The 14,152-nt window shown below is 48.2% G+C and carries 23 protein-coding genes, 1 tRNA gene and 1 pseudogene; all 25 read left to right on the forward strand.

The genetic code is table 11. From position 1 onward, the window contains the following. Position 1 precedes the first annotated feature (1 nt). On the forward strand, positions 2 to 421 hold the full coding sequence (gene rplP / locus AC1EKB_RS04505; protein ID WP_004114362.1) for a 50S ribosomal protein L16: 420 nt from the start codon (positions 2 to 4) through the stop codon (positions 419 to 421). After that, positions 421 to 672, forward strand: a complete 252-nt coding sequence (rpmC, locus tag AC1EKB_RS04510) for a 50S ribosomal protein L29 (protein ID WP_004105502.1) — start codon at positions 421 to 423, stop codon at positions 670 to 672. Before rplP ends, rpmC begins: the two co-directional genes overlap by 1 nt. A gap of 2 nt (positions 673 to 674) precedes the next feature. Then, positions 675 to 941, forward strand: coding sequence for a 30S ribosomal protein S17 (gene rpsQ / locus AC1EKB_RS04515; RefSeq protein WP_004114365.1), 267 nt, complete (start codon positions 675 to 677; stop codon positions 939 to 941). 90 nt (positions 942 to 1,031) lie between these two features. Then, on the forward strand, positions 1,032 to 1,400 hold the full coding sequence (gene rplN / locus AC1EKB_RS04520) for a 50S ribosomal protein L14 (protein ID WP_004114366.1): 369 nt from the start codon (positions 1,032 to 1,034) through the stop codon (positions 1,398 to 1,400). Between the two features lies 1 nt (position 1,401). Beyond that, positions 1,402 to 1,737, forward strand: coding sequence for a 50S ribosomal protein L24 (gene rplX / locus AC1EKB_RS04525; protein WP_004114367.1), 336 nt, complete (start codon positions 1,402 to 1,404; stop codon positions 1,735 to 1,737). Continuing rightward, positions 1,734 to 2,306 carry a 50S ribosomal protein L5 gene (gene rplE, locus AC1EKB_RS04530; protein ID WP_004114368.1) on the forward strand — a complete coding sequence of 191 codons (573 nt, stop codon included), beginning with the start codon at positions 1,734 to 1,736 and terminating at the stop codon, positions 2,304 to 2,306. Before rplX ends, rplE begins: the two co-directional genes overlap by 4 nt. Position 2,307: 1 nt before the next feature. Beyond that, on the forward strand, positions 2,308 to 2,493 hold the full coding sequence (locus tag AC1EKB_RS04535; RefSeq protein ID WP_004114370.1) for a type Z 30S ribosomal protein S14: 186 nt from the start codon (positions 2,308 to 2,310) through the stop codon (positions 2,491 to 2,493). An 80-nt stretch (positions 2,494 to 2,573) separates the two neighbouring features. Beyond that, the gene (gene rpsH, locus AC1EKB_RS04540; protein ID WP_004131699.1) at positions 2,574 to 2,972 is read left to right on the forward strand and encodes a 30S ribosomal protein S8; all 399 of its coding nucleotides are present in this window, start codon (positions 2,574 to 2,576) and stop codon (positions 2,970 to 2,972) included. Between the two features lie 16 nt (positions 2,973 to 2,988). Next, positions 2,989 to 3,528, forward strand: coding sequence for a 50S ribosomal protein L6 (gene rplF, locus AC1EKB_RS04545; protein ID WP_415694562.1), 540 nt, complete (start codon positions 2,989 to 2,991; stop codon positions 3,526 to 3,528). Between the two features lies 1 nt (position 3,529). After that, positions 3,530 to 3,901 (forward strand): 50S ribosomal protein L18, encoded by a 372-nt coding sequence (rplR, locus tag AC1EKB_RS04550; RefSeq protein WP_032819224.1) that lies wholly within the window; start codon positions 3,530 to 3,532, stop codon positions 3,899 to 3,901. Beyond that, positions 3,898 to 4,626, forward strand: coding sequence for a 30S ribosomal protein S5 (gene rpsE / locus AC1EKB_RS04555; RefSeq protein ID WP_004131701.1), 729 nt, complete (start codon positions 3,898 to 3,900; stop codon positions 4,624 to 4,626). Before rplR ends, rpsE begins: the two co-directional genes overlap by 4 nt. Then, positions 4,626 to 4,808 (forward strand): 50S ribosomal protein L30, encoded by a 183-nt coding sequence (gene rpmD / locus AC1EKB_RS04560; RefSeq protein WP_004131702.1) that lies wholly within the window; start codon positions 4,626 to 4,628, stop codon positions 4,806 to 4,808. The genes rpsE and rpmD overlap by 1 nt, the downstream gene beginning before the upstream one ends. Positions 4,809 to 4,810: 2 nt before the next feature. Beyond that, positions 4,811 to 5,266, forward strand: a complete 456-nt coding sequence (gene rplO, locus AC1EKB_RS04565; protein ID WP_004131703.1) for a 50S ribosomal protein L15 — start codon at positions 4,811 to 4,813, stop codon at positions 5,264 to 5,266. A 211-nt stretch (positions 5,267 to 5,477) separates the two neighbouring features. Then, positions 5,478 to 6,818, forward strand: a complete 1,341-nt coding sequence (gene secY, locus AC1EKB_RS04570) for a preprotein translocase subunit SecY (RefSeq protein WP_004131704.1) — start codon at positions 5,478 to 5,480, stop codon at positions 6,816 to 6,818. A gap of 55 nt (positions 6,819 to 6,873) precedes the next feature. Then, complete coding sequence (locus AC1EKB_RS04575; RefSeq protein WP_004131705.1) at positions 6,874 to 7,434, forward strand: adenylate kinase; 561 nt, start codon at positions 6,874 to 6,876, stop codon at positions 7,432 to 7,434. A 158-nt stretch (positions 7,435 to 7,592) separates the two neighbouring features. Further along, positions 7,593 to 7,811 (forward strand): translation initiation factor IF-1, encoded by a 219-nt coding sequence (gene infA, locus AC1EKB_RS04580; protein WP_004105485.1) that lies wholly within the window; start codon positions 7,593 to 7,595, stop codon positions 7,809 to 7,811. Between the two features lie 21 nt (positions 7,812 to 7,832). After that, positions 7,833 to 7,946, forward strand: a complete 114-nt coding sequence (gene rpmJ / locus AC1EKB_RS04585; protein WP_003842636.1) for a 50S ribosomal protein L36 — start codon at positions 7,833 to 7,835, stop codon at positions 7,944 to 7,946. Between the two features lie 144 nt (positions 7,947 to 8,090). Further along, positions 8,091 to 8,468, forward strand: a complete 378-nt coding sequence (rpsM, locus tag AC1EKB_RS04590; RefSeq protein ID WP_004105472.1) for a 30S ribosomal protein S13 — start codon at positions 8,091 to 8,093, stop codon at positions 8,466 to 8,468. 79 nt (positions 8,469 to 8,547) lie between these two features. Next, entirely contained in the window at positions 8,548 to 8,946 is a 399-nt protein-coding gene (gene rpsK / locus AC1EKB_RS04595) for a 30S ribosomal protein S11 (protein WP_004105468.1), read from the forward strand. A gap of 79 nt (positions 8,947 to 9,025) precedes the next feature. After that, the gene (locus AC1EKB_RS04600) at positions 9,026 to 10,021 is read left to right on the forward strand and encodes a DNA-directed RNA polymerase subunit alpha (protein ID WP_415694563.1); all 996 of its coding nucleotides are present in this window, start codon (positions 9,026 to 9,028) and stop codon (positions 10,019 to 10,021) included. 77 nt (positions 10,022 to 10,098) lie between these two features. Then, positions 10,099 to 10,533, forward strand: coding sequence for a 50S ribosomal protein L17 (gene rplQ, locus AC1EKB_RS04605; RefSeq protein WP_004131707.1), 435 nt, complete (start codon positions 10,099 to 10,101; stop codon positions 10,531 to 10,533). Positions 10,534 to 10,682: 149 nt separating this feature from the next. After that, positions 10,683 to 12,002 carry an Mbeg1-like protein gene (locus AC1EKB_RS04610; protein ID WP_415694565.1) on the forward strand — a complete coding sequence of 440 codons (1,320 nt, stop codon included), beginning with the start codon at positions 10,683 to 10,685 and terminating at the stop codon, positions 12,000 to 12,002. A gap of 53 nt (positions 12,003 to 12,055) precedes the next feature. Beyond that, the gene (gene truA / locus AC1EKB_RS04615) at positions 12,056 to 13,000 is read left to right on the forward strand and encodes a tRNA pseudouridine(38-40) synthase TruA (protein WP_415694566.1); all 945 of its coding nucleotides are present in this window, start codon (positions 12,056 to 12,058) and stop codon (positions 12,998 to 13,000) included. A gap of 102 nt (positions 13,001 to 13,102) precedes the next feature. Further along, positions 13,103 to 13,188: transfer RNA gene (locus tag AC1EKB_RS04620), tRNA-Ser, on the forward strand. A gap of 765 nt (positions 13,189 to 13,953) precedes the next feature. Continuing rightward, positions 13,954 to 14,152 (forward strand): annotated as a pseudogene (locus tag AC1EKB_RS04625) (hypothetical protein); the annotation flags it as partial.

A 14,152-nucleotide genomic window follows, 5' to 3' on the forward strand; every position in this document is an offset into this window, starting at 1 on the left:
GATGCTTATCCCAAAAAGGACTAAATATCGCAAGCAGCACCGTCCTACCCGTAGCGGCATGTCTAAGGGTGGAACCGCTATCGCTTTCGGCGATTTCGGTATTCAGGCGCTGGCTCCGGCGTACATCACTAACCGTCAGATCGAGGCAGCCCGTATCGCAATGACCCGCTATATTAAGCGTGGTGGTCGCGTGTGGATTACGGTTTTCCCTGATCGTCCATTAACCAAGCACCCGCTTGGTGCACGAATGGGTTCCGGTAAAGGTGCTCCAGAATTCTGGATTGCCAACATTCACCCAGGTCGTGTAATGTTCGAGATCGGTGGTGTTTCTGAGGACGTCGCTCGCGAGGCTTTGCGCCGCGCTATCGACAAGCTCCCAATGAAATGCCGTGTTATTGCGCGTGAAGGCGGTGACATCTGATGCCAGTCGGAACTGCAGACTACACCATCAAGAATTTAAACGAGAAGACTAATGCTGAAATCGAAGGCTTCTTAAAGAAGTCTAAGGAAGAGCTTTTTAACTTGCGCTTCCAGGCAGCAACTGGTCAACTTGAAAACAGCGCTCGCCTCAAGGCGGTCAAGCACGACATAGCCAGGATGTATACTATCCTGCGTGAGCGTGAACTCGGCATCAGCCAAGAGCCTGGCGCCACTGAGGTCAAGGAGAAGTAAGCATGGCTGAGAACCAAGAGCGCAACTTCCGCAAGGTTCGTCGCGGCTACGTCGTGTCCGAGGCCATGGACAAGACGATTGCCGTGGAGTTGGAGCAACGTTCGACACACCCACTTTACGGTAAAGTCGTCCGCTCCACCCGCAAGGTCAAGGCCCATGATGAACACAATGAGGCGCATATTGGCGACCTCGTGAGTATTATGGAAACTCGGCCTTTGAGCAAGACCAAGCGTTGGCGTCTCGACTCGATTATCGAGCGCGCCAAGTAAACAAGTTCAGCAAGGCTCCGCGCTTCACCTGTGCTGTTCATTTGAGCGGTACGGGTGAGCGGGGAGAACCAGCTCGACTAAGGAGAATCAATGATTCAGCAGGAAACGCGGCTTCATGTCGCCGACAACACGGGTGCTAAGGAATTACTTGCCATCCGCGTGCTCGGTGGATCGAAGCGACGCTATGCCGGCATCGGCGACATCATCGTCGCCTCCGTTAAGGATGCTATTCCTGGCGGGTCGGTCAAGAAAGGCGACGTAGTTAAGGCTGTCGTCGTCCGTACTGTCAAGGAACATCGTCGTGTTGATGGTTCCTATATTAAGTTCGACGAGAACGCCGCTGTTATTCTCGGCTCCGGCCGTGAACCAAAGGGCACTCGTATCTTTGGACCAGTCGGTCGTGAATTGCGCGATAAGCGCTTCATGAAGATTGTGTCCCTCGCCCCGGAGGTGATCTGAGATGGTAGCCAAGATTAAGTCCGGCGACCAGGTAAAGGTTATCCGCGGCAAGGATCGCGGTAAGGAAGGCAAAGTGCTTCGTGTACTCGCCGAAGACCGTTTGATCGTCGAGGGTGTTCAGGTTGTTAAGAAGCACGTGCGTGCTACCCAGCAGGGTCAGCAGGCAGGCATCGTCTCTGTTGAGGCTCCAATTCACCGTTCTAACGTTATGGTGATTGACCCAGAGACCAAGCAACCAACCCGCGTGGGCGTGATTGTTAAGCAAGAAGCTCGCGACGGCAAAGTAAAGACCGTGCGCGTGCGTGTAGCTAAGAAGTCCGGAAAGGAGCTGGCATGACCGATACTACAGTTGAGGCGCCGGCAACTCCGCGCTTAAAGCAACAATACAATGATCAAATCGTTCCAGCTTTGGAAAAGGAATTTGGCCACACTAATCCTATGCAGGTGGCTCGTTTGCAGAAGGTCGTCGTCTCTATGGGCGTTGGCGCTGCAGCTCGCGATTCCAAGCTTATCGAAGGTGCGATTAAGGATCTCACTTTGATCACTGGTCAGAAGCCAAAGGTTACTAAGGCTAAGAAGTCTGTTGCGCAGTTCCATTTGCGCGAAGGCCAGGCTATTGGCGCTTACGTAACTCTTCGTGGTGATCGTATGTGGGAATTCTTGGATCGTTTGCTCACTCTGGCTTTGCCACGTATCCGCGATTTCCGTGGTATTAATGGCAACCAGTTCGACGGTCAGGGTAACTACAACTTCGGTCTTACGGAGCAATCAATGTTCCACGAGATTGATCCTGATTCGATTGATCATCAGCGTGGTATGGACATCACCGTGGTGACCACCACCAAGGACGATGTGGAAGCGAAGTCGCTACTTAAGCACCTCGGTTTCCCATTCAAGGAGAACTGATATGGCAAAAACCGCTCTGAAAAACAAGGCGGCCGCTAAGCCGAAGTTCAAGGTGCGCGCTTATACGCGTTGCCAGGTTTGTGGTCGTCCTCACTCCGTGTATCGCAAGTTCGGTCTGTGCCGTGTATGCCTTCGTGAAAAGGCACATCGCGGTGAGTTGCCGGGTGTTACGAAGTCCAGTTGGTAAATATCGACGCTGAAGGTCCACTGCTTTATAAATAACAAACAGGCGGTGGAAACCACGGCGAGAAAGGGCGTTAGCCCAACATGACAATGACAGATCCTATCGCAGACATGTTGACACGTCTGCGTAATGCGAGCGCGGCAAAGCACGATATCGTGGAAATGCCGTACTCCAAATTCAAGGCGAATATCGCCGAGATTCTTAAGCGCGAAGGCTACATTAAAGACTTTGCTGCTAAAGAAGCTAAGGTTGGACAGACTTTGGAAGTCACATTAAAGTACGGCTCCAATGGTCAGCGTTCCATCCAGGGCATTAAGCGCATCTCTAAGCCAGGCTTGCGTCGTTACGCAAAGTCTGATTCTTTGCCTATGCCTCTTGGCGGTCTCGGTATCGCTATTATCTCGACCAGCTCGGGATTGTTGACTCAGAAGGAATGCCTCGATCGAGGCATTGGCGGCGAAATCGTCGCCTACGTATGGTGAGAAAGGAGAGCTGAAAATGGCATCGCATATTGGTAAGCTCCCCGTCGACATTCCTGCAGGCGTGGAAGTTAAGATTGAAGGTCAGTCCTTTAGTGCTAAGGGTGCTAAGGGTTCTGATTCCTATGTAATTCCAGAAGGTATTACCGCTGAAGTTGCTGATGGCAAAATCGTTTTGACCCCAGCTGACGATTTGCGTCCAACTCGTGCAAAGCACGGCTTGGCTCGCGCAATCGTGGCGTCTATGGTTAAGGGCGTGCATGAAGGCTACGCCAAGACTCTAGACATTGTTGGAACTGGTTATCGTGCTGTAATGAAGGGCAAGGGCATTGAGTTCTCGCTCGGTTACTCGCACACTATTACCGTTCAGCCACCTGAGGGCATTGAGTTTGAATTGCCAAACGCAAATCAAGTAATCGTCAAGGGTACTGACAAGCAGGCCGTTGGTCAGGCTGCCGCGAATATTCGCAAGCTTCGTGCTCCAGAACCTTATAAGGGCAAGGGCATTAAGTACAGCGATGAGCGTATTTTGCGCAAGGCTGGAAAGGCTGGTAAGTGATATGAGCGTTAAGATTTTCGGTAAGGGTACCAAAGTCGCACGTTTGCGTCGTCACGCCCGCCTTCGTAAGCGCATTTCTGGCACTCCAGAGCGCCCACGTTTGGTAGTTTCTCGTTCTAACCGTCACATGGTTGCTCAGATTGTGGATGACACTAAGGGTCTTACCCTTGTAAGCGCTTCCACCTTGACTTCTGACTTCGCTGGTTTTACTGGTACGAAGACTGAAGCTGCTACCAAGGTTGGCGAGTTAATCGCAGCCAAGGCGAAGGAAGCGGGAATCACCGCTGTTGTCTTCGATCGTGGCGGTAATAAGTATCATGGTCGCGTCGCAGCTGTAGCTGAAGGCGCCCGTCAGGGAGGTCTAGCACTGTGAGCGATAACGAAAAGGAAACCCAAGTGGCTGAAGAAACTCAGAACACTCAGGCATCCGCTGAGGAGCGTACCGACGATCGTCGTTCCCGTCGTTCTAAGGGCGAAGGTAAGCGTAGCGAGCGTCGTAGCCGTCGTGAAGAAAACCGCGGCGAAGAGCTTTTGGATCGCGTAGTTACTATTAACCGTGTTTCCAAGACCCACAAGGGTGGCCGTACCTTTAGCTTTGCAGCACTTGTTGTTGTTGGCGACGGTAAGGGCACTGTTGGTGTTGGTTACGGTAAGTCTCGCGAAGTTCCAGCAGCTATCGCTAAGGGTCAGCTTGACGCTAAGAAGCACATGTTTACTGTTCCACGCATTCGTGGTACCGTGACTCACCCTGTGTTGGGTCACGATGCTGCTGGTACAGTTTTGCTTCGTCCAGCTGCTCCAGGTACTGGTGTAATCGCTGGTGGCGCTGTGCGTGCTGTTATGGAGTGCGCTGGCATTACCGATATCCTCACCAAGTCCATGGGCTCCGCAACCGCTGTTAACGTGGTTCGCGCTACTGTGGATGCTTTGAAGAAGCTTGAAGAGCCAGAAGAGATTTGCGCTCGTCGTGGACTTTCCCTCGAGGAAGTTGCGCCAGACGCATTGCTTCGTGAGCGCGCTGCTGGCATTGCCGAAGCACGCAAGGCTCGTGAAGAAGCTCAGGCTGCTAAGGCTGCCCAGGCAAAGGATGGTGAGTGATGGCTAACTTAAAGATCACTCTGGTGCACGGTTTGGTTCATTCCACCGAGCGTCAGCGCGCTAACGTTAAGACTCTTGGCCTTCACAAGATTGGTCAGAGCGTTGTTCGCGAGGACAATTCAGTCAATCGTGGCTTGGTTATGGCCGTTCGCCACTTGCTGAGCGTTGAGGAGGTTGACTGATTATGGCTAATGAAGAACCAATGTTGCACATGCACACGTTGCGTCCAGCTCCAGGAGCTAAGAAGGATCGCATTCGCGTGGGTCGTGGTGAAGGCTCTAAGGGTAAGACTTCGGGTCGTGGAGACAAAGGTACGAAGAAGCGTTACCAAGTTCGTCCAGGCTTTGAAGGCGGCCAGCTTCCACTTTACATGCGCTTGCCTAAGCTTCGTGGCTTTAAGAGCCCATTCAAGAAGGAGTTCCAGGTTGTTAATGTTGCAGCTCTTGCGGAACTCTTCCCAAAGGGCGGCGAAGTCACTGTTGCTGATTTGGTAGTTAAGGGCGCTGTGCGTGATGGTTACCCAGTTAAGGTTTTGGGCGATGGCGATCTTAAGGTTGCTTTGACTCTTAAGGGAGTTAAGGCTTCTGCATCCGCTAAAGCCAAGATCGAAGCTGCTGGTGGCTCTGTTAGCGAAGAGTAGTAATAAGTAGTAATACTTAAGCTAGTAATGCTAATTAACGCAGTGATTTAACTGTTTAATAATCCCCCTAGTTTGCGCTGGGGGGATTATTTTATTGCAAAACTCACTTAATTATTGTTTCAGTATGTACCGTGATATAAACTATTGCCTCAGAGTTTGTTTTTTTACTGGTGCGCCTAGATCGTAGCGCAAAAAAGGGAGGAAGACCCAGGTGAAAACGTTAATCCAGGCCTTCAAGACGAAGGAGTTGAGGAATAAGATCCTCTTCGTCTTCGCAATGATTATTATCTACCGAATCGGCTCATTTATTCCGATTCCTGGAGTTGACTACAAAGTTATTCGAGCTTGCACCGCTAAGCTGGCTTCTTCTAGCGAGAACTTTATTGGGTTGGTAAATCTGTTCTCTGGCGGTTCTCTTTTGCAGCTTTCGATTTTTGCATTAGGCGTTATGCCATACATTACGGCTTCCATTGTTATTCAGTTGCTTAGAGTTGTGATTCCACGCTTTGAGGCTCTTCACAAAGAAGGTCAATCTGGAGAAACAAAGCTTACTCAGTACACTCGTTACCTGACTATTGGTTTGGCTGTTTTGCAATCAACTACCATTTTGGTTACGGCTCGTTCTGGCGCGCTGTTTAATTACCAATGCGGCCAGGTTATTCCAGACGGTTCCATGTGGAGCCTTATTGTAATGGTCTTAATCATGACTGGCGGCACTGGCTTAATAATGTGGATGGCAGAGCTTATTACCGATAAGGGTATTGGCCAGGGCATGTCTGTATTAATCTTTATGTCTATTTGCTCTGGATTCCTTCCAAAGTTGTGGGAAATCGGTTGGGGTACTAATGGCCTTAATGGAGATTGGACTAAGTTCTCCATTGTTGCAGGCGTTTTCCTTGTGATTCTTATTTTCGTTGACTTTGTGGAGCTTGCTCAGCGCAGAATTCCTGTTCAGTACACGCGCAGAATGATTGGCCGCAAAATGTACGGTGGCTCTTCCACATACTTGCCTCTTAAGGTGAATATGAGTGGCGTTATTCCACCAATCTTTGCATCTTCGATTCTTGCTATTCCAACACTTCTTGCTCAATTTGGCGATAGTCGTAAGGATTGGGTGCGTTGGATTAATGCCAATTTAGCAAACTCTACTTCCGTTTGGTACATAGCGTTGTACACCGTTATGATTGTGTTCTTCTGCTTCTTCTACACCGAGATTACTTTTAATCCAGATGAGACTGCAGACAACATGAAGGAATACGGCGGATTTATTCCTGGTATTCGCGCTGGTAGTGCTACAAGCCGTTATCTTAGCTACGTTATGAATAGACTTAACACAGTTGGTGCTATCTACTTGCTGTTTGTGGCTTTGATTCCAACGGTTTTGATTATGTCTTTGCACCTTAATATGAAGCTTCCATTTGGTGGTACAACAATTCTGATTATTGCTGGCGTTGGTTTGGATACTTTGCGTCAAGCCAAGGCTCAAACTGAACAGTTCCAGTATGCTGGATTCCTGTTTGATCACAGCAATAATAAGCAGGTTGCTAAGTAGTATTTCAGATAGGTTTTGTTTAATATTTGCATTGGCATAAAACTAGGAGATTAATATGCGATTGTTAATTATGGGTCCGCAAGGAGTAGGTAAAGGTACTCAGGCCGCTTTGCTTGCAGAGCATTACAATATTCCTGCTATTTCTACTGGCGATATTTTCCGTTACAACTTAAAGAATAAGACGGAGCTTGGCAAGAAGGTTCAAGGTTATCTCGATAAGGGAGAGCTTGTTCCAGATGAGTTGACTAACAGCATTGTTAAAGATCGTCTTGCTCAAGATGATGCCAAGAATGGCTGGATTCTAGATGGCTACCCTCGTAACGCTTCTCAAGTTCAGGCTCTTGATCGCATGTTGGAAGAGCTTGGTACTCCGCTCGATCACGTTGTTGCTTTAGAGGCGGAGCGTGAGGTTTTGCTTGAGCGCATGCAAAAGCGTGCTGTAGAGCAGGGTCGTTCCGACGATACTCCAGAAGTTATTGCTAAGCGTTTGGAAACTTACGAGAAGGAAACAGCTCCTTTGTTGGATATTTACGAAAGCCGCGGTCAACTTGTTGAAGTTGATGGCGTTGGAGATATTGCCGAAATCAACAATCGCATAGTTGAATCCTTGGTATGAGATTTATTTAAGATTTATTTAAGATTTAGATTTTCTCATATTTGTAATGCGCCCTTGCGACACGCCGAGTGTTGTATTGGGCGCATTTACTGTATCATAGAAGATTGGCGTGTCTTCGGATGCGCAAAGTAGTATATCCAAGGAACGGAACGAGGCTCATGGCAAAAGACGGTGTGATTGAAGTCGAAGGCACGGTAGTAGAAGCACTACCTAACGCGATGTTTCGCGTTCAGCTTGAGAACGAGCACATTGTACTGGCTACGATTTCGGGAAAAATGCGCAAGAATTACATTCGCATTCTTCCGCAAGATCGTGTTGTGCTGGAGATGAGTCCTTACGATTTGAACCGCGGACGTATTACGTACCGTTATAAGTAAAGGTACAAGCAAAGGAAAACCATGAAGGTCAGCCCTAGCGTGAAGAGGATCTGCGAAAACTGCCGCGTGATCCGCCGTCACGGTCGCGTCATGGTGATTTGCATCAACCCACGTCATAAGCAGCGTCAGGGCTGAGTGGATCTCCACCGCGAATATAAAGGAATAAGGCGCTAAGTCGCAGCTTAAGCTGAACCCTGGGTGCGCAGGCCCAGGCCGCAAATAATAAATATTATTGCGGGAGACTTGGTGCACGACCTGCGTAATAGTAAAGGAATTACAATGGCACGTCTTGCCGGAGTAGATATTCCCAATGAGAAGCGCATTGAGATTGCCCTCACCTATATTTTTGGTGTAGGCCGCACTCGCGCTAAGGAAACGCTTGCCGCGACCGGTGTTAATCCGGATACCCGCGTCAAGGATCTTACGGATGAACAGTTAATCACTTTGCGTGATTATCTTGAAGCCAACTACAAGATTGAAGGCGATTTGCGTCGTGAGATCGACGCCGACATCCGTCGTAAGATTCAGATCAACTGCTATCAAGGCCAGCGTCATCGCAAGGGTCTTCCTGTGCGTGGTCAGCGTACTAAGACTAATGCTCGTACTCGTAAGGGTCCAAAGCGTACTGTCGCCGGGAAGAAGAAGGCCACCCGATAGTCGGTGGTCGGCTCTAGGCCACGAGTTAATTCTCATCGCCTAGACATACCAACTAATTCGTCATAGGAAACGAGGGTCAATGGCAGCTGCAAAGCAAGCCTCGCGCAAGCCGCGTCGCCGGGACCGCAAGTCGGTACCGGTTGGGCAGGCGCATATTAAATCAACATTCAATAACACGATTATTTCCATCACCGATCCATCGGGCGCAGTCCTTTCTTGGGCTTCTGGTGGCGATGTCGGCTTTAAGGGTTCCCGTAAGTCGACTCCTTACGCTGCAGGTATGGCCGCTGAGTCTGCCGCTCGTAAGGCAATGGAACATGGCCTTAAAAAGGTCGACGTGTTTGTTAAGGGTCCAGGTTCCGGTCGCGAAACCGCTATCCGTTCCCTTCAGTCCGCGGGTCTTGAAGTTGGTTCTATTACCGACGTCACCCCACAAGCGCATAACGGCGTTCGCCCACCAAAGCGTCGCCGCGTCTGAGCACTCTTACGAATCCATCCATCCAACCCGCTTATGGGCGGCGAGTGCACCACCGACCAGAAGCTGAAAGGATACAAAAGTGCTTATCGCACAGCGTCCAACACTTACCGAGGAATCACTGAATCCCCAGCGTTCTCGCTTTACTATTGAGCCGTTGGAACCAGGTTTCGGATACACGCTCGGCAATTCGCTGCGTCGTACCTTGTTGAGCTCCATTCCAGGTGCGGCCGTTACTTCGGTTCGCATCTCTGGTGCTTTACACGAGTTCACGACTCTGCCAGGTGTTGAAGAGGATGTCACTGAAATCCTGCTGAACATCAAGGGCATCGTACTTACAAGTGAGTATGACGAGCCAGTAGTGATGTATTTGCGCAAGAGCGGCAAGGGTGAAGCAACAGCTGGAGATATTACTCCTCCTGCTGGCGTCACTATTGCTAACCCACAGATGCATATCGCTACACTTGCTGAAGATGGCGAGCTCGAAATTGAGTTCACTGTGGAGCGTGGTCGTGGCTACGTGCCTGCTCAAATGAATAAGCAGGAAAACAGCGAAATCGGTCGCATTCCAGTGGATTCGATCTACTCGCCAGTTTTGAAGGTGAGCTATAAGGTCGAAGCTACACGCGTGGAACAGCGCACGGACTTCGATAAGCTCATCCTGGATGTGGAAACTAAGCCAGCTATTACACCACGCGACGCGGTTGCGTCTGCAGGTTCGACTTTGGTTGAGCTTTTCGGTCTTTGCCGTGAGCTTAACGTCGATGCTGAAGGTGTTGAAGTTGGTCCAGCTCCAGTCATGGCGGAAGCTGATTCCCAAATGGCCACTCCAATTGAGGATTTGAACCTTACGCAGCGCAGCTACAACTGCTTGAAGCGCGAAGGAATCCACACAGTTGGTGAGCTGGTAGTTCACACTGAGCAGGATTTGCTCGATATTCGTAATTTCGGCATGAAATCCATCGATGAGGTTAAAGAGAAGTTGCAATCTATGGGATTGTCTCTTAAGGCCTCGCCGCTTGGCTTTGACGCCAATAATCTCGAAGGTGGCACGTTCTTCTCGCCAGAAGACGAGTAAACAACCACCGCAATCGTCGCGGTTTTCGGATGTTCGGGTTTTTGCCCACCTGAATTCTGCGGCAATAAGGAGTAATAATGCCTACACCGAAACAAGGGCCTCGTCTGGCTTCTAGCCCAGCGCATGAGCGCCTGATGCTGGCCAATATGGCTACTAGCCTCTTCCAGCACGGTCGTATTGTGACTACTTTGCCAAAGGCAAAGCGTCTTCGTCCACTTGCTGAGCGTTTGGTAACATTCGCTAAGCGTGGCGATTTGCATTCGCGCCGCCGCGTGTTGCGCGTAATTCGCAATAAGTCCGTTGTTCACATGCTTTTCACTCAGATTGCTGAGCAAATGAAGCAGCGTGAAGGTGGCTATACTCGCATCGTTAAGATGGCCCCTCGTCGTGGTGATACTGCTCCACAGGCTATTATCGAGCTTGTTGTTGAGCCAGTAAGCCCAAAGAAGGCTGTTGTTAAGGAAGCTGAGTCTGCTACTAAGGTTGCTGCTAAAGAAGAAGCAGCTGAGTAGTTGAGATTAGCATCTTGATGCATCGGTAAGTAAATCTTTTGCGATTAATCGCAAGTATAAAGGTTTATTAGACGGGTTGGAGATATCTCCAGCCCGTTTTTTATATCTTACATATCTTTTCTATATCTGGTATCGATTATTATTGAACTATGTCAAATATTCTCGATTTACTGAATAACGATTTTACTAACTTTGAAGAGCGAAAATTCAACGCTGTAGATTCGCTTATTTTATGCGAATTGGCGTATGTTTGCATGCCTTCTTCTATTCCAAAGTATAATGACGATGCTTATGGAATAGAAACCGTTCCTTTAAGTGAATTGCTTCGCGGCGAGGATTTTTCGACAATGTTTAGTTCTGGTTCTACTAAGGTAGATGAGTTTCGCAAGAATCTGCTTTTGGCTGTTGCGTATAGCCCGCGTTATAGGGGCATGCGCGTTGGTGAGGTGCTTGAGCGTTTTGACGAGTCAAATATTGATGATTCGCGCGAGCAGCAATTTGCAGCTGTTACTTTTGATTTAACAGATTGCGTTGGATCTAGCTGCTTTGTTGTAGCTTTTAGGGGAACCGACAACACGCTTGTTGGTTGGAAAGAAGACTTTAATATGGCATTCCAGTGCCCGATTCCAGCGCAGGAGTCGGCGGCGGAGTATTTGCTTTCAATATCTAGACGCGTGTGTAAAGATTCTTGTAAAAGTGGCGGAATCCAAAAGATTTTTAGTAATATTACTGATTATTTTGCGAATTTGTTTAATAAAAAGAACAATAATAAGAATAGTGATTTAGATAATAGCGATAATAAAAATAGTGATTTAGATAAGAGAAATCTAGAAGATAGCAGTGATTGCGATTTAAGTGATAATCCTAAAATATTTGTTGTGGGCCATTCAAAAGGCGGAAATATGGCTGCGTATGCGGCAATGCGATTAGACGCGCAAGATAGAAGCCTTGGAAACCACATTAGTAAAATCTATTCAATGGACGGTCCTAGTTTTGGATCGGATGTTGTTGATCCAAAGGTTTTTTCTCGCGTTGTTTCCAGAATCGAAAAAGTTGTGCCGCAATCCGCTTTTATTGGGTTGATTATGGATACGGGCGTGCCGTATAAAGTTACGGCTGCGGATTCGATTGGCTTAATGCAACATTTTGGCATGTATTGGCAAGTTAAAGATGGAGATTTTGACTATTGTAATTGCGTAACTCCACGCGCGCTTGCTGTTTCTAAAGCTGCAAACGAATGGATGATGAATTTGCCATTTGAGGAGCGTAAACGCAGAATTGATAGTGTTTACAGCATTTTTAGTAGTTTAGGGTACTCGACTTTCGACGAGATGTCTGCGCATTGGTCGGAAGTTGTTCCTAAATTATTGAAGATTGCAATGCGTATGGATTCAAAGACATATGAGTTGATTCGTAGCGTTATGAGTGCTTTTGCGCTCGCTAGTGTGCCTTCGGATAAGAAAAACTAGCATAAAGTCTATTTAGAAAGTTTGTTTAGAAAGTCTGTTTGGAAAGGTTTTGAATGCGTCTTCGTTTGGATTTAGCGTATGATGGCGGCGATTTTTATGGTTGGGCAAAGCAGCCTACTTTGCGCACTGTTCAAGGTGTTTTAGAAGACGCATTGCACAAGGTTTTGCGCGTGAATAAAAGCGATGCTAGCGAACCTTTACGGCTTAGCGTTGCTGGCCGCACAGATACGGGCGTTCACGCATCTTACCAAGTTTGTCATTTAGATGTTTCGGAATCTGTTTTGCAAAATTGCGTTGGTCACACAAATCTTACGCCTGTAAAAGCATTGGAATATAGGCTTTGCGGTGTTTTGCCTAAAGACATTTCAATTCACAGCGTAAGTATTGCGCCAAGCGGTTTTGACGCGCGTTTTTCTGCGCTGGATCGCACATACGTGTATCGGATTAGTGATGCGGCAAATCGCGCAAATTTGGATCCGCGAATGCGTGGTTTTGTGTTGCAACTTGACTACGACTTAAACGTTGACGCAATGAATCAGGCAGCAGCTATGATTGTTGGTTTGCATGATTTTGGGTCTTTTGCGCGGCCGAATCCTGGTGGAACTACGATTAGGTGCGTTAAAAAGGCTGTTTGGAATCGCGTTTGTGCGTGTGCTGGTGCGGATCATGGTGTGTCTGCTGGTGCGTCTTATGGCGCTAAATCAACTGGAAAAATTCCTTGCATTGAGAACGGTTTGCTTGAGTTCACTATTGTTGCAGACGCATTTGCGCATAATATGGTTCGTTCTCTTGTTGGAGCGTGCGTGCAAGTTGGATGCGGTAAGCGTTCTGTTGATTGGTTCAAAAATAAGATTGAAAATCCGATTCGAGAAGGCTCTACAGGTCCGATTGCAGCTAACGGTTTGACTTTGGAATATGTTGAATACCCTAAAGACGAGGAGCTTGGCGCGCGCGCAAACGCGATTCGCGCTAAGCGAACGATTGAGGAACTTGGGTGAGTGTCAACGCGCCATGCGCTTATATATTCTAGGGTTGGCTTATAATCGAAAAGTTGCGTTTCTTTTTGCATTTGCACTTTACGCATTTGCGAGTTGCGCAAAGGATGAATGTCCGAGCGGTCTAAGGAGCACGCCTCGAAAGCGTGTGAGGGCTACACCCTCCGCGAGTTCAAATCTCGCTTCATCCGCAATCAGGGCTTCTAGCGATTAGCTAGAAGCCCTTTTTTATACTCCGACCTGCCTTCGCGCTTAGACCGCGCTAACGATACGCTTCGTCCGCTGCGAAAAATCTCGAATCTCTACATCGCTTAGTGAAATCTGCATAATCATGTAGTGCGACTGTTTCGCGGCACACCCGCGAATCGACGATTTCGAGCTGCATAATGCGCACGAATGTACTTCGATTCGCTGAGCCGCTCAAAACAGAAGCACTGCTTCTGCTGCGCGCTTTGACTGAGCTTGAAATTGCATAACGTATTTCAAGCTCCTTCAAAGCGTGATTTGGCTTAAACATAAAGTCCAGTGGACTTTATGTGCCAAATCAGCCGAGCGGCTACTAATAGCCGCGAGGAATAGCGCGCTTAGACCGCGCTAACGATATTCCTGATTCTTTTCCCATTATTTGTTTCGCGACACGCGCGGAAAGTCTTTCCTTAAAAAAACCTGGGAAAATTCTTCAAAAACCTTGAAATGCGTATTTTTACGGTTTAAGTGTTGTTTATCCACAAATTTTACGGCAATGTGGCCTTTATTGTGGATTAGTTTGTGTATATCATCATTTTTTTTCGGTTTAGCATGTGTGGCTGGTGCTTGACTTTTTCAAACGGGGGGGGGTATGTTAATAGCAAACATGGCCGCACCTAGTTTGGCTGTGTGCTGCAATCCGTTTTGGATTGTGGAGCAAATTTTTCTATGCGCCCCTAACGCATAGGAGAAGAAGAAAGGAAAATAAAATGATGAATAAGAAGGCTATCGCCGCTTTCGCTGCTGGCGCAACTTTGCTTGCCGGCTTCGCAATGGCAACCCCAGCTTTTGCTGCTGGTGCTCAGGATCCTAAGAAGGATCAGACTCCTGCGGATCCTAAGAAGGATCAGACTCCTGCGGATCCTAAGAAGGATCAGACTCCTGCGGATCCTAAGAAGGATCAGACTC

The organism is Gardnerella sialicivorans subsp. sialicivorans, assembly GCF_056746795.1.

What these genes read in the sequence shown, in the direction of transcription:
- rplP (WP_004114362.1), top strand. Translation starts at nt 2, where the DNA reads ATGCTTATCCCAAAAAGGACTAAATATCGCAAGCAGCACCGTCCTACC.
- rpmC (WP_004105502.1), top strand. Translation starts at nt 421, where the DNA reads ATGCCAGTCGGAACTGCAGACTACACCATCAAGAATTTAAACGAGAAG.
- rpsQ (WP_004114365.1), top strand. Translation starts at nt 675, where the DNA reads ATGGCTGAGAACCAAGAGCGCAACTTCCGCAAGGTTCGTCGCGGCTAC.
- rplN (WP_004114366.1), top strand. Translation starts at nt 1,032, where the DNA reads ATGATTCAGCAGGAAACGCGGCTTCATGTCGCCGACAACACGGGTGCT.
- rplX (WP_004114367.1), top strand. Translation starts at nt 1,402, where the DNA reads ATGGTAGCCAAGATTAAGTCCGGCGACCAGGTAAAGGTTATCCGCGGC.
- rplE (WP_004114368.1), top strand. Translation starts at nt 1,734, where the DNA reads ATGACCGATACTACAGTTGAGGCGCCGGCAACTCCGCGCTTAAAGCAA.
- AC1EKB_RS04535 (WP_004114370.1), top strand. Translation starts at nt 2,308, where the DNA reads ATGGCAAAAACCGCTCTGAAAAACAAGGCGGCCGCTAAGCCGAAGTTC.
- rpsH (WP_004131699.1), top strand. Translation starts at nt 2,574, where the DNA reads ATGACAATGACAGATCCTATCGCAGACATGTTGACACGTCTGCGTAAT.
- rplF (WP_415694562.1), top strand. Translation starts at nt 2,989, where the DNA reads ATGGCATCGCATATTGGTAAGCTCCCCGTCGACATTCCTGCAGGCGTG.
- rplR (WP_032819224.1), top strand. Translation starts at nt 3,530, where the DNA reads ATGAGCGTTAAGATTTTCGGTAAGGGTACCAAAGTCGCACGTTTGCGT.
- rpmD (WP_004131702.1), top strand. Translation starts at nt 4,626, where the DNA reads ATGGCTAACTTAAAGATCACTCTGGTGCACGGTTTGGTTCATTCCACC.
- rplO (WP_004131703.1), top strand. Translation starts at nt 4,811, where the DNA reads ATGGCTAATGAAGAACCAATGTTGCACATGCACACGTTGCGTCCAGCT.
- AC1EKB_RS04575 (WP_004131705.1), top strand. Translation starts at nt 6,874, where the DNA reads ATGCGATTGTTAATTATGGGTCCGCAAGGAGTAGGTAAAGGTACTCAG.
- infA (WP_004105485.1), top strand. Translation starts at nt 7,593, where the DNA reads ATGGCAAAAGACGGTGTGATTGAAGTCGAAGGCACGGTAGTAGAAGCA.
- rpmJ (WP_003842636.1), top strand. Translation starts at nt 7,833, where the DNA reads ATGAAGGTCAGCCCTAGCGTGAAGAGGATCTGCGAAAACTGCCGCGTG.
- rpsM (WP_004105472.1), top strand. Translation starts at nt 8,091, where the DNA reads ATGGCACGTCTTGCCGGAGTAGATATTCCCAATGAGAAGCGCATTGAG.
- rpsK (WP_004105468.1), top strand. Translation starts at nt 8,548, where the DNA reads ATGGCAGCTGCAAAGCAAGCCTCGCGCAAGCCGCGTCGCCGGGACCGC.
- rplQ (WP_004131707.1), top strand. Translation starts at nt 10,099, where the DNA reads ATGCCTACACCGAAACAAGGGCCTCGTCTGGCTTCTAGCCCAGCGCAT.
- AC1EKB_RS04610 (WP_415694565.1), top strand. Translation starts at nt 10,683, where the DNA reads ATGTCAAATATTCTCGATTTACTGAATAACGATTTTACTAACTTTGAA.
- truA (WP_415694566.1), top strand. Translation starts at nt 12,056, where the DNA reads ATGCGTCTTCGTTTGGATTTAGCGTATGATGGCGGCGATTTTTATGGT.